The 12,515-nt window shown below is 66.0% G+C and carries 14 protein-coding genes; 4 read left to right on the forward strand and 10 right to left on the reverse strand.

What is annotated here, in order from left to right:
- Positions 1–20: 20 nt before the first annotated feature.
- Complete coding sequence (locus tag NJH59_RS09955) at positions 21–344, reverse strand: DUF2025 family protein (RefSeq protein WP_043862592.1); 324 nt, start codon at positions 342–344, stop codon at positions 21–23.
- A 192-nt stretch (positions 345–536) separates the two neighbouring features.
- Here NJH59_RS09955 and NJH59_RS09960 point away from each other — a divergent pair, with 192 nt between their 5' ends.
- Positions 537–1,751: an ATP-binding protein gene (locus NJH59_RS09960; protein WP_043862593.1), complete on the forward strand. Its 1,215-nt coding sequence runs from the start codon at positions 537–539 to the stop codon at positions 1,749–1,751.
- Here the strand turns inward: NJH59_RS09960 and NJH59_RS09965 are convergent.
- Positions 1,690–2,607 (reverse strand): LysR family transcriptional regulator, encoded by a 918-nt coding sequence (locus NJH59_RS09965; protein WP_236176567.1) that lies wholly within the window; start codon positions 2,605–2,607, stop codon positions 1,690–1,692. The genes NJH59_RS09960 and NJH59_RS09965 overlap by 62 nt on opposite strands.
- A gap of 115 nt (positions 2,608–2,722) precedes the next feature.
- Here NJH59_RS09965 and NJH59_RS09970 point away from each other — a divergent pair, with 115 nt between their 5' ends.
- On the forward strand, positions 2,723–3,481 hold the full coding sequence (locus tag NJH59_RS09970) for an SDR family oxidoreductase (RefSeq protein WP_078480543.1): 759 nt from the start codon (positions 2,723–2,725) through the stop codon (positions 3,479–3,481).
- Positions 3,482–3,485: 4 nt separating this feature from the next.
- Here the strand turns inward: NJH59_RS09970 and NJH59_RS09975 are convergent, their stop codons facing one another.
- The 7 genes from NJH59_RS09975 to NJH59_RS10000 form a co-directional block, all read right to left on the reverse strand.
- Positions 3,486–3,905 (reverse strand): DUF4375 domain-containing protein, encoded by a 420-nt coding sequence (locus NJH59_RS09975; protein WP_043862596.1) that lies wholly within the window; start codon positions 3,903–3,905, stop codon positions 3,486–3,488.
- 52 nt (positions 3,906–3,957) lie between these two features.
- Positions 3,958–4,815 (reverse strand): HlyD family secretion protein, encoded by an 858-nt coding sequence (locus NJH59_RS09980; protein ID WP_043862597.1) that lies wholly within the window; start codon positions 4,813–4,815, stop codon positions 3,958–3,960.
- Positions 4,816–4,826: 11 nt separating this feature from the next.
- Positions 4,827–5,033, reverse strand: a complete 207-nt coding sequence (locus NJH59_RS09985) for a DUF1656 domain-containing protein (protein ID WP_043862598.1) — start codon at positions 5,031–5,033, stop codon at positions 4,827–4,829.
- The gene (locus NJH59_RS09990) at positions 5,020–7,008 is read right to left on the reverse strand and encodes an FUSC family protein (RefSeq protein WP_253086732.1); all 1,989 of its coding nucleotides are present in this window, start codon (positions 7,006–7,008) and stop codon (positions 5,020–5,022) included. The genes NJH59_RS09985 and NJH59_RS09990 overlap by 14 nt, the downstream gene beginning before the upstream one ends.
- Positions 7,009–7,251: 243 nt before the next feature.
- Positions 7,252–7,368: a cytochrome c oxidase subunit CcoM gene (gene ccoM / locus NJH59_RS25500; RefSeq protein ID WP_043862641.1), complete on the reverse strand. Its 117-nt coding sequence runs from the start codon at positions 7,366–7,368 to the stop codon at positions 7,252–7,254.
- 133 nt (positions 7,369–7,501) lie between these two features.
- The gene (locus NJH59_RS09995; RefSeq protein WP_088513942.1) at positions 7,502–7,663 is read right to left on the reverse strand and encodes a hypothetical protein; all 162 of its coding nucleotides are present in this window, start codon (positions 7,661–7,663) and stop codon (positions 7,502–7,504) included.
- A gap of 70 nt (positions 7,664–7,733) precedes the next feature.
- Entirely contained in the window at positions 7,734–8,063 is a 330-nt protein-coding gene (locus tag NJH59_RS10000; RefSeq protein ID WP_043862600.1) for a hypothetical protein, read from the reverse strand.
- A 151-nt stretch (positions 8,064–8,214) separates the two neighbouring features.
- On the opposite strand from NJH59_RS10000, the gene NJH59_RS10005 reads away from it, so the two are divergent.
- Entirely contained in the window at positions 8,215–8,829 is a 615-nt protein-coding gene (locus NJH59_RS10005; RefSeq protein ID WP_253086733.1) for a hypothetical protein, read from the forward strand.
- Positions 8,830–8,835: 6 nt separating this feature from the next.
- On the opposite strand, the gene NJH59_RS10010 is transcribed toward NJH59_RS10005, so the two are convergent.
- Positions 8,836–9,534 carry a M949_RS01915 family surface polysaccharide biosynthesis protein gene (locus tag NJH59_RS10010; protein ID WP_058540983.1) on the reverse strand — a complete coding sequence of 233 codons (699 nt, stop codon included), beginning with the start codon at positions 9,532–9,534 and terminating at the stop codon, positions 8,836–8,838.
- Between the two features lie 116 nt (positions 9,535–9,650).
- Here NJH59_RS10010 and rapA point away from each other — a divergent pair, with 116 nt between their 5' ends.
- Entirely contained in the window at positions 9,651–12,497 is a 2,847-nt protein-coding gene (gene rapA / locus NJH59_RS10015; RefSeq protein ID WP_054914722.1) for an RNA polymerase-associated protein RapA, read from the forward strand.
- The last annotated feature ends 18 nt before the right edge of the window (positions 12,498–12,515 follow it).

A 12,515-nucleotide genomic window follows, 5' to 3' on the forward strand; every position in this document is an offset into this window, starting at 1 on the left:
CGAGGGCTTGCGGCCCTGTGTCACGCCCGCAAGCGGCGCTGGGCCGCGATCTCCGGCAGGTCGTTGCGACGCAGGTACACCCGCAACGGCTCGGTGATGTTCAACCGCTCGTCGACATTCTGCGCCAGCAGCACCTCGATCAGTTCGCGGCGCAAGGTCATCACCTCGCCGCCGCTCGCCTGCCACACGAATTCATGGCTGGGGATGATGCTGTCGTCGGCCACGTCCATGCCGAACGAGTCTTCGCTGAAGCGCACGATATGCCGGCCCAGCTTGTGGTTGAAGCCTACGAAGCCCTTGAGCTGGTCGGCCGCGGCGCAGATATCCTGGGAAGTGATGTGCATGTCAAACCTCACTGAAGCATCGTCGAAGATGCGGGGTGAATGGAATTGGCACGCGGGGCGGGTCGTCTGCGGCCCTCTCTGACGGAGAAGCTCGACAGGCAGAGGTTACTAAAAACCCGCCTGCGCCTGACACCCTTTTTTTCGCTAAACTGCCAGACATCCTCACCTTGCCGCCAGCCACGTGGACGTTCCATGAGTACTGCCATCACCGCCGACCTTGCCACGATTGCGCGGATCAACGCCGTGCCGGCCATCCTCCAGGTGATCTGCGAAACCACCGGCATGCGCTTTGCGGCCGTGGCCCGTGTCACCGAGAACAACTGGACCGCCTGCGCCGTGCTCGACAACCTGGGCTTTGGCCTGGGAGTGGGCGGCGAGCTGGACGTGGCCACCACGCTATGCCACGAGATTCGCGGCAGCCACCAGACCATCGTGATCGACAAGGCCAGCGAGGACGCCCGCTACTGCCACCACCCCACCCCGCGCCTGTACCGCTTCGAAAGCTATATCTCGGTGCCGGTGTTCCGTACCAACGGCAGCTTTTTCGGCACCATCTGCGCGCTCGATCCGGCCCCGGCCGCCCTCACCGGCAGTGCCATCCAGCCGATGATGGAGTCCTTCGCGCGGCTGTTGACGATCCAGATCGAGAGCGAGGAAGCCGCCCAGCAGACCGAGGCGGCGCTGAAGAAGGAGCTGGCCATCGCCGAGCTGCGCGAACAGTTCATCGCGGTGCTCGGCCACGACCTGCGCAACCCGCTGTTCGCCATCACCGCCGGCGCCGAGCTGCTGGTCAAGCGCCTGGGCGATGCACGCTCGCGAACCATCGCCGAGCACATCCTCGCCTCCGGACGCCGTGCCACCGAACTGGTGCGCGATGTGCTGGACTTCGCCCGCGGGCGCCTGGGCAACGGCATCATGGTGAACATCCAGCCCTGCCCCGACCTGGACACCGCCTTGCGTCAGGTGGCCTCCGAGCTGCAACGGGTCTACCCGCAGCGGGTGATACGCCTGCATATCGATGACCTCAGCGGCATGTGCTGCGACCGCGAGCGGATCACCCAGCTGCTCTCCAACCTGCTGGCCAACGCCCTGAACCATGGCGACGCCAATAGCCCGGTAGATGTATCAGCGCGTATCGAGCAGCAGGTGTTCACCCTGGGCGTGCACAACCAGGGCGCGCCGATTGCCCCGGCGGTGATGGCGCAACTGTTCCAGCCGTTTTCGCGCCCGCTCGACGGCACCCCGCAAAGCGGCCTGGGGCTGGGCCTGTACATCGCCAACCAGATTGCCCTGGCCCATGGCGGGCGCATGGAAGTGGTGTCCAGCCGCGAGGCCGGCACGCTGTTCAGCCTGCGTCTGCCACTGGATCGAGTTGCCCCGCCAGAACCTGCTCCAGCCACCCCATGAACGCCGCCACCCGCAATGGCAGGTGTACCTGCCGAGCGAACAGCAATGACACCGGCATCGGCTCGGGCACCTGCTGGTCCAGCACGCTGACCAGTTGCCCGCTCTCCAGGTACTCGCGCACACCGGCAAAGGGCGCCTGGATGATGCCCAACCCGGCCAGGCAGGCGCTTTCGTAGGCATCGGTATTGTTCACCGTGACCGCACCGCCCATGGGCTGATACCGCGTCGTGGCGCCCTGTCGGTACTCGAACCCCGGGCAGCGCCCCCCCAGGTTCTGTACGTAGTGGATCAACTGGTGGTCGCGCAGGGCCTCCAGCCGTGTCGGCACCCCCATGCGCTGCAGGTAGGCAGGGCTGGCGCAGTTGACCATGCGCAGGCTGCCCAGGGGCCGGGCAACCAGCGCAAGGTCGCTGAGCGCACCAATGCGCAGCACGCAGTCGAAGCCCTCGCGCACCAAGTCGACCTGGCGATCGGTGCAACTGATCTCCAGCGCCAGCCCCGGGTGCTGCTGCATGAACGCCGGCAAGGCCGGCAGGATGATGCGCCGTGCCATCAGCGTCGGCAGGTCGATGCGCAGGCGACCGTGCAACTGGGCCGGGTCTGGCCGAAACAGCCCTTCGAGCTCGTCCATTCGCGACAGCAGGTCTTTGCTACGCTCGTACAGTTGCAGGCCATCCTGGGTGGCCTGTACACGCCGCGTGGTGCGGTTGAGCAGGCGCGTGCCCAGGTGCCTCTCAAGCAGGCGCACCTGTTCCGAGACGGTAGAACGCGGCAGCCCCAGGCTCTCACCGGCCAGGGTGAAGCTCGACAGTTCGGCAACCCGCACAAAGGTGCGCAACAGCTCCAGCGTGTTCATCCAGCCCCCTCCATTGTTCGACCCTGCCGAACAGTATTTCCGAATCCAGCGGATTTATCAGTACCGGAGCGACCAATAGAATGTGCTCGACTTCAGCCACCCCGAGGAACCGACCATGACCCGCAAGATCGCACTGATTACCGGCGCCAGCCGTGGCCTGGGCAGGAACACCGCGTTGCACCTGGCAGCCCAGGGCATCGACATCATCGGCACCTACCACAGCAAGGCCGACGAGGCCCACGCGCTGGTGGCCGAGCTTGAGCAAAAAGGCGTGCGCGCCACCATGTTGCAACTGGACGTGAGCAACAGCGCCAGCTTCGAGGCGTTCGCCGCCACCCTCGATGACACCTTGCAGCGTACCTTCGGCCGTCGGCAGTTCGACTTTCTGGTGAACAACGCCGGCATCGGCATCAACGCAAGCTTCAGCGAAACCACCGAAGCGCAGTTCGATACCCTGCTCAACATCCAGCTCAAGGGCCCTTTCTTTCTCACCCAGCGGCTGCTGCCGCTGCTTGCCGACCAGGGCCGCATCGTCAACATCTCCACCGGGCTGACCCGCTTCGCCCTGCCCGGCTTTGCCGCCTACGCGGCGATGAAGGGGGCGATGGAGGTGCTGACCCGCTACCAGGCCAAGGAGCTCGGTGCGCGTGGCATTCGCGTGAACATCCTGGCCCCCGGTGCCATCGAGACCGACTTTGGTGGCGGTGTGGTGCGCGACAATGACCAGGTGAACGGCTTTATCGCCAGCAACACTGCCCTGGGCCGCGTGGGCCTGCCGGATGATATCGGCGCAGCGGTGGCTGTGCTGCTCGGCGACGGTGGCAGCTGGATCAACGGCCAGCGGGTGGAGGTGTCGGGCGGGATGTTCCTGTGAAACCTCAGAGGTGCCTGTACAGCTCGGTGAGGCGGTCCAGCGCGGCCTGCACGAAGTCCTCGGGCAGGTCCTGGATCAATCGCGACGGGGCCTCGAACAGGTCCTCGCCGTGCGCTGCCTCAAGCGCCTCGAGCACCTCCATGCGCGCGTCACGACGCTCGGGATAGTGCGGGCCGAACAGCGCCAGGGCATCACCGAACGCCTTGGCAGTGACCGGCATGTGCAGGGCATGCAGGCCGCGCAAGGCGATCAGGGCCTGGTCGCCGGCACTGTTCCAGAAATACTGGTCCAGCCGCCCGTTCATGGTTTCGGCCTCCAGCCACCACAGCGCGATGGCTTCCTGCTCCTGCGCCAGCAAGGTGTCGAAACCATGATCCCAGCGCGCTTCGAGTTGCGCCCAGGTGGGGCTGTTGGTGATGCTCATGTACTTCCCTCGCCCACGTGCCAAATCGATGGGCGCGATTATAGGCGCTGCCTCAGTCCTCGCGCACCTGCACGCTGGCGGTCATGCCTGCACTGAGGTTGACCCCCGCCGGCACCTCGTCGAGCCGGATGCGCACCGGAATGCGCTGGGCCAGGCGCACCCAGTTGAAGGTCGGCTCCACTTCGGCCAGCAACTGGCTGTCGGGGGTGGCGTTGCGATCGGTGATGCCGCGACTGATGCTCTGCACATGGCCCTGCATCGGCTCGCCGGCGCTCATCAGCCACACCTTGACCGGCGCACCGACCTTGATGCGCGGCAGCTTGGTTTCTTCGAAATAGGCCTGAACATAGAAGGTCGAGTCGTCCACCAGCGCCATCACCGGCTGCCCGGCATTCACATAATTGCCCTCGGCCAGGCGCAGGTTGGTGATGTGCCCGTCCCGCGGTGCCTTGACCTGGCTGCGCGCCAGGTTGAGCGCGGCCACCTTGACCTCGGCCAGGGCCTGGCGCAGCTCGCCACGGGCCACGGCGGCGTTGATCTGGGCGTTTTCGCGCAGCTCGGCGCTGATCGCCTGCGGGCCCAGCGCAGCGCGGCGCGAGGCCTCGTGTTCGCGCAGTCGCAGTTGCTGCTGGCGGGTCTCGGCCACGGCATTGGCTTTTTCCAGCGCGGCCTCGAAGCGGTCCTTGTCGATGGACATCAGCAAGTCCCCCGCCTTGACCTCCTGGTTGTCGTGCACCTTGAGCTCGCGCACCCAGCCCGACACATCCGGGGCGACGATCACCACGTCGGCGCGGATCTTCGCGTCGCGGGTCCAGGGGGTGAGCATGTAGTAGCGCCACAGTTCGAGGCCGGCGAACACCGCCACCACCACCAGGCACAGGGTTACGGCAACACGCACATAGGTACGCATGGTCAAACTCCTTACAGGGGCCCCAGTACGCGGGTGACCAGGGCCAGAATACAAACGAACAGTGCAGTGTCGAACAGGGCTTCATGCCACACCCAGCGCCCCAGCGGGGTCAGACGCAGCAGCAGCCGCACCGCGAAGGTCAGCAGCAGCGCCAGCACCGCATAGATCAGAAACGGGCTGAGCAATACCCCGCCCATTGCCCACTCACGCAACCCCATGGAGTTCCTCCTGTCGCCGGCACCATTTGGCCCAGCTGTGTCGAAGTTGCAGTACCGCGCCCACGGCAAGACGCAGCGGGTCGCTGTCGGGGCGTTGCTGCAACGCCGCGATGAAGGCTTCGCTGGCAGCATCCAGGCGCTGCCCGCGCCCGGCACCCGGGCCCTGTGCCAGCACGTTTTCCAACTGCTGGAAATACGCGCGCTGCGCCGCGTCCGGTGGCACCTGGGCCACCGCCAGGCACATGCGCAAGTGCAGCAGTTCGTCGCCGATGTCCAGCCCGTGCAGGCCATCGTCCCAGTGGCCGCGCTCCTGCTCGGGCAGCGCGGTGTAATGGCGCGCCAGCTGCAGCAGGCGGTCGGCCATGCGCCCGCCAAACCAGGTTTCGGCGCCGCGCAGGTCGCGCCGGGTCAGGCGTACCAGGTCGTTCTGGGTGGCGGCGCGCAGGCGCCGGCCGTGCCATGCCGGGTTGCGCAACACCAGCAGCTTGAACGCCAGCACCGCTGCGCCCACCCCCAGCAGCATGGCCTGGGCACTGTTGAGAAAGTTGGCCACATCGAACGTCATGGTATTGAGCGGTGCCACCAGCACGATGAAGTGCAGGCAGTACGAAGTGGCTGTGGCGCCGATTTTCGGGTTGGCCATGCCCAGCGCGCCCAGGAACAGCGGCACCCCCATGCCCATGCACAGCAAGGCGAAACCGCTCCACTGCGGCAGCAGGATCTGCCCGACGAAGAACGCCACGGGCACCGCCAGCAGGATGCCGCGCAAAAAACTCATGCCGATCTGCGCGCCGTTCTCGCGACTGGCGAACAGGCTGCACACCACGCAGGTGAGCACCAGGCCGCCGGGCGCCGCCGACCAGGCGGTGGCCAGCCAGAAGCTGGCCATGGCCAGGAACGCCAGCGCACTGCGCGAGCCGAACAGCAGTGCCAGCGGCACGTCGCGGTGCACCGCCAGGCTGTCGGGCAGGTCGACCGGTGCCTTGCCCTCCTCCACCGCGCGCAGGGCCAGGGTCGCCGCCATGGCGTTATCCAGCAGCAGGGTCAGACGCGCCAGGCAGTAATGCTGCGCGGGGCTGTTGTGCTCGTCATGGGCGGCATCCCAAACGCGCTGGCGCAGCACCAGCAGTGCAGCCTGATCGGGCTCGGCCAGGGCGGCCTGCACCTCGCTCAACCACGGGGCCATGTGCTGCGCCTGTTCGTCGTCGAGCTGGCGCCACTGACGGCGTACAGAACGGGCGATGCGCAACAGGATCAGCAGCTTCTGGCTGAGCCCGCGAATCGCCCGGGCACGCTGGCGACCCAGGCTGCCTTCGAACCAGGCGTGTTCGCGCTGGGCATCCACCGCGACGATGCGCCCCAGAATCTCCAGAAGGCCCTTGCGCCCCTGCTCCTCGCCGGTCAGGGTCGCACTGGCCGCCTGCAGGCCGCTTTGCCAGGCCTGGCGAGCCTGCCCGCTGAGCTGCTGCTCGACCCGCATCGGCCAGAGCAAGGCGCTGACCAAGGTGGCGCAGATGATGCCCAGGCTGATCTCGGTGCAGCGTGCCACCGCCTGGTCGAACACCAGCAGCGGGTGATTGATGGCCGGCAAGGCGATGATCGCCACGGTGTAGCCGGCCAGCACGAAGGAATACGCCCAGGCGCTGCGCAGCAGGGTCGAGCAGGCCGTGCACAGCGCCAGCCACAGGGCCAGCGCCAGCAGAAACAGCCACGGCGTCTGGGCGAACAGGCCCATGAACACCACTGACATGATCGTCCCGACCAGCGTGCCGAACAGCCGTGCCAGGCCCTTCTGCAGCACCATGCCCGACAGCGGCTGGGCCACGATGAAAGCCGTCATCAACGCCCAGGCCGGTTGCTCCAGCCCCCAACGCAACGCCAGCCACAGCGCCAACCCGCCGCCAAGCAGGGTTTTCACGGCAAATTGCACAGCGAGTCGGTTGGGCGCCAGCAGGGCCTGCAGAGTGATGGGCACGGATCGAACCTTGGGAAGCGATGAAGTAAAGATAGACACAGATACGCGGGAAAGGTCAGATGCGAATTATTAGCTAGCTAACTACTTATAGTCCAGAATTTTTCTGCCTTCCCGCGCCGGCAAGGCCGGTGCCTAAAGGGCTCATCCCGGCAGGCCCCGGTACTGCCACCCCAAATTCCAGGCAAAAAAAATGGGCAACCGAAGTTGCCCTAAATGCCTTGCGTGCTCGTGTATCGGAAAGGATCAGCCCTGCTTGCGCTTGTTCGAGTCCTTCCAGATGAAAATACCCAGGCCTGCGAAAAACAGCAGCATCAGGCCGACTGTCACAACGCCAGCGATAACCACATTATCGAAGAACATATCGGCCTCCATTCGCCTGCACCTGTCTGATGGGGTAACAGTAGCGAATGGGGCGGGAGAGGAAATTGACCGAGGTCAATGGCGCCCATCAACGGACGCGCGAGGCGGGTGCAGGGTTGACCTGCATCAAGAATCAGCGCTTCTTCGGCTTGCCCTTGGGCTTTTTCTTGCCCTTGCCCAGGGGCATTGCCTGCTCGAACGCCTGACGCACTTCGTTCAGGCGCTTTTCCTTGAGGTCGTGCACGCGACGGGCGCGCTCGGCGCCGAAATCGATCAGGTTGTCGTCTTGGCTCATGTTCAGGCTCGTGGAACGGACTGCGGAAGTCGCCATGATGAGGGCTCGCGCCCGCACTGAACAGCCCCGCTCAGACTTCGATGTCCACCAGCAGGCCCTGGCGCGGCTGTTCGCCCATCAACGGCGCCACCGGCACGGTGTTGTCGGCGTTGACCTCGTCGCCCGGCAGGGCCTGGTACAGCTCTTCGTCCGGGGCCTTGCGGCGTTTGCCCTGGCGGCGGCGCTGCTCGTCACGCAGCAGTACCCCCGACTCCTGCGGGTCGCGCTTCTTGAAATCGATATTGCTGTCGGTGGCGCTGGGCTGGGCCGGCACCACGGGGGCGATGGTCGGCGGCTGCTTGACCGGGTCGTGTTGCGTGGTGACCGGGGCGGCACTGAGGGGAATGATGGGCGGCAGCATGGTTGTTGTTCTCCTGTCGCCAATGTGTCGGCTGCCAAACGGCAGCCTTGAGCGCCGATGGCAAAAGTGTGGCACCCGTCACAGCCAGGGGTGTGCCTGAGTATAGTACGCTGCGCTTCCCGTTTTTTGCCCTATAAGGCAGGAGCCTACGATGCGCATCCCCTATCGCCTCCTGGCGAGTATCGGCCTGGCCACGGCCGGCCTTGCGGCCATGGCCGACCCGGCTCCGGCGCTGTTCGGTGGCTGGCGCAACCTCGCCACGGCGGCCGATGCCGGGTATGTCGAAGAGAACATGGCATTCGCCATGCTGCCGGCAGTGGTTGCCCGCGGCACGCGCATGGCCGTGCTGGACGAGCAGCGCAAGCAGACCGTGTGTTGCCTGGAGGTGGTCAGCGTGCCGCTTGAAGACAGCCTGCTGCGCCACCGTTTCGACCTGCCGGGCGTCTGGGTGAGCGACCTGCGCAATGACTGGAACATCGACCACCGGCCCTACCTGCCCGAGGTATTCGCCCTGCAACGACGCGACGCCCTGGTCGACTATCACTTCGATGAAAATGGCTACGGCCACCTGGGGGGCCTGCTCGTCCCGGCCGATGCGCGAATCACGCCCCAGGGCACGCTGCACACCGGTGGCCAGATGTTCATCGTCGACATCGATACCCAGCCGATGGCCAACGACAACGGCTCGATGAGCCGCTACACCCTGACCGACACACGCAACCCGCAGCACCGCTATACGGTGGAAGTCCCCGTCGCCACCTACTGACGTGCGCTACTGATCGGGGTCGTCATCGTCCGGTTCGGGCGCCGCTTCGCTCCACGGGCGCTTGAGCACGCTGTTCCAGACCTTCTCCAGGTGTTCGCGCAGCACCGGCGGTGCGTCCTTGAGGGTGGGGCCGTCTTCGCGTTCACCGCCAAAGGCATCCTCGCCTTCCGGGGCGATCAGCGACTGGCCGTTGATCACGTAGCTGGCGGCCCCTTCGCGCAGTTCCACATGCAGGTCCTGCGGGTCGACACCGCCACCGCAAAAGGAATGACTGGCAACGGTCAGTTCGGCCACACCATCGTTGTTCAGGTCGCTGGCGCCGCTGACGTCGGTATAGAAGCCCACGTCCAGGTCCAGCCCCGGGCAGGTGGTTTCATTCTCGATGGTCCAGCGCGCCTTGTAGGTTTGGGCGTCGTGGCTGCGGCCATACAGGGTGGCGGTGAGCACCACCCGGTCGACCTCCTGCTGGGTTTCCTCGTCGCTGACCTGGTCGTCCAGGCGGCTGAGTACCAGCACCGCCTCGCCGTCGCGGTCGCGAAAGTGCACGTTCTGCACCGGCACCTGCACGCCCAGCGCCGCCAGCGCCGGGGGCTCCAGTGGTGGCAGCAGTTCGAAACCCTGCTGGTCGCAGGCGCCGAGCGAGGCCAGGCTGGCCAGTACGATGCAGTGGCGTAACGGGAGGGACAGCAGAGGGTGTCGGAGCATGGGTCGAGGCCTGTGGTGGCAAAGACGGCTTTCGTCGATGAAATCGCCAGACGCTTTGGTCTGTGCAGCCCTATCCGTTAAGATAGTCGCCTTTTGAATGGCGGGAGTCAGGCAGTATGGCGCAGCAGTATCAACCGGGGCAACGCTGGATCAGCGACAGCGAAGCCGAGCTGGGTCTAGGGACCGTTCTGGCACAGGACGGCCGCTTGTTGACCGTGCTCTACCCGGCCACTGGCGACACCCGCCAGTACTCCCTGCGCAATGCGCCCCTGACCCGCGTGCGTTTCTCGCCGGGCGACCAGATCACCCACTTCGAAGGCTGGAAGCTGACCGTGCGCGAAGTCGAGGTCATCGACGGCCTGATGGTCTACCACGGCCTCGATGCCCAGAACCAGGCCTGCACCCTGCCTGAAACCCAGCTGTCGAACTTCATCCAGTTCCGCCTGGCCAGCGACCGCCTGTTCGCCGGGCAGATCGACCCGCTGGCGTGGTTCTCGCTGCGCTACAACACCCTGGAACACACCAGCCGCCAGTTGCAGTCGTCGCTGTGGGGCCTGGGCGGCACCCGTGCCCAGCCGATCGCCCACCAGTTGCACATTGCCCGCGAAGTGGCCGACCGTATCGCCCCGCGCGTACTGCTGGCCGACGAAGTGGGCCTGGGCAAGACCATCGAAGCCGGCCTGGTGATCCATCGCCAGCTGCTCACGGGTCGCGCCAGCCGCGTGCTGATCCTGGTGCCGGAGAACCTGCAGCACCAGTGGCTGGTGGAAATGCGCCGCCGTTTCAACCTGCAGGTGGCTCTGTTCGACGCCGAGCGCTTCATCGAAAGCGATGCCAGCAACCCGTTCGAGGATGCGCAACTGGCGCTGGTGGCGCTGGAGTGGCTGACCGAGGATGAAAAGGCCCAGGACGCGCTGTTCGCCGCCGGCTGGGACCTGCTGGTGGTCGACGAGGCGCACCACCTGGTGTGGCACGAAGACCAGGTCAGCCCGGAGTACGCGCTGGTCGAGCAACTGGCCGAGGTCATCCCCGGCGTACTGCTGCTGACCGCCACCCCCGAGCAACTGGGCCAGGACAGCCACTTCGCACGCCTGCGCCTGCTCGACCCCAACCGTTTCCATGACCTGGCCGCATTCCGCGCCGAGAGCGACAACTATCGCCCGGTGGCCGAGGCGGTGCAGGAGCTGCTCGATGAAGGCCGCCTGTCGCCCAAGGCCCACGCCACCATCCAGGGCTTCCTGGGTGCCGAAGGCGAGGCGCTGCTGGCCGCAGTCAACGATGGCGACACCCAGGCCAGCGCACGCCTGATCCGCGAGCTGCTGGACCGCCACGGCACCGGCCGCGTGCTGTTTCGCAACACCCGTGCCGCGGTGCAGGGCTTCCCGCAGCGCCAGCTGCACGCCTACCCGCTGCCGTGCCCCGACGAGTACATGGAACTGCCGGTGGGCGAGCATGCCGACCTGTACCCGGAAGTCAGCTTCCAGGCCCAGGGCGACAGCGACGAAGAGAGCCGCTGGTGGCGCTTCGACCCACGGGTCGAATGGCTGATCGACACCCTCAAGATGCTCAAGCGGGTCAAGGTGCTGGTGATCTGCGCCCACGCCGAAACCGCGATGGACCTGGAAGACGCCCTGCGCGTGCGCTCGGGCATTCCGGCCACGGTGTTCCATGAGGGCATGAGCATCCTGGAGCGCGACCGCGCCGCCGCCTACTTTGCCGACGAAGAGTTCGGCGCGCAGGTGCTGATCTGCTCGGAAATCGGCAGCGAAGGCCGCAACTTCCAGTTCGCCCACCACCTGGTGCTGTTCGACCTGCCGGCCCACCCCGACCTGCTGGAACAGCGCATCGGCCGCCTGGACCGTATCGGCCAGAAGCACACCATCGAGCTGCATGTACCGCACCTGCAGAACAGCCCGCAGGAGCGCCTGTTCCAGTGGTACCACCAGGCACTCAATGCCTTCCTCAATACCTGCCCTACCGGCAACGCCCTGCAGCACCAGTTCGGCCCGCGCCTGCTGCCGCTGCTGGAAAGCGGCGACGACGGCGAGTGGGAAGCGCTGGTCAACGAAGCCTGCGCCGAGCGCCAGCGCCTGGAGTCGGAGCTGCACAGCGGCCGCGACCGCCTGCTGGAGCTCAACTCCGGTGGTGCCGGCGAAGGCCAGGCGCTGGTGGAGGCGATCCTCGAGCAGGACGACCAGTTCGCGCTGCCGATCTACATGGAAACCCTGTTCGACGCCTTCGGTATCGACAGCGAGGACCACTCGGAAAACGCCCTGATCCTCAAGCCGAGCGAGAAGATGCTCGACGCCAGCTTCCCGCTGGGCGACGACGAAGGCGTGACCATCACCTACGACCGCAACCAGGCGCTGTCGCGCGAGGACATGCAGTTCATCACTTGGGAACACCCCATGGTGCAGGGCGGCATGGACCTGGTGCTCAGCGGCTCGATGGGCAATACCGCGGTGGCGCTGATCAAGAACAAGGCGCTCAAGCCGGGCACCGTGCTGCTCGAACTGCTGTACGTCAGCGAAGTGGTCGCCCCGCGCGCCCTGCAACTGGGCCGCTACCTGCCGCCGGCAGCGCTGCGCTGCCTGCTCGACACCAACGGCAACGACCTGGCGGCGCGGGTGTCGTTCGAGACCCTCAACGACCAGCTCGAAAGCGTGCCCAAGGCCAGCGCCAACAAGTTCATCCAGGCCCAGCGCGATGTCCTGACCCCGCGCATCAATGCCGGCGAGGCCAAGATCATGCCGCGCCACGCCGAGCGTGTGGCCGAGGCGCAGCGCCGCCTGGCAGCCGAAACCGATGAAGAACTGGCGCGCCTGACCGCATTGCAGGCGGTCAACCCGACCGTGCGCGACACCGAAATCCAGGCCTTGCGTGCGCAACGCGAGCAGGGCCTGGCCATGCTGGAGAAGGCCGCACTGCGCCTTGAGGCAATTCGGGTACTGGTCGCCGGCTGACCCACTGGCTGGCTCCTG

Source organism: Pseudomonas sp. VE 267-6A (assembly GCF_024126555.1).
GTDB classification, from domain to species: domain Bacteria; phylum Pseudomonadota; class Gammaproteobacteria; order Pseudomonadales; family Pseudomonadaceae; genus Aquipseudomonas; species Aquipseudomonas palmensis.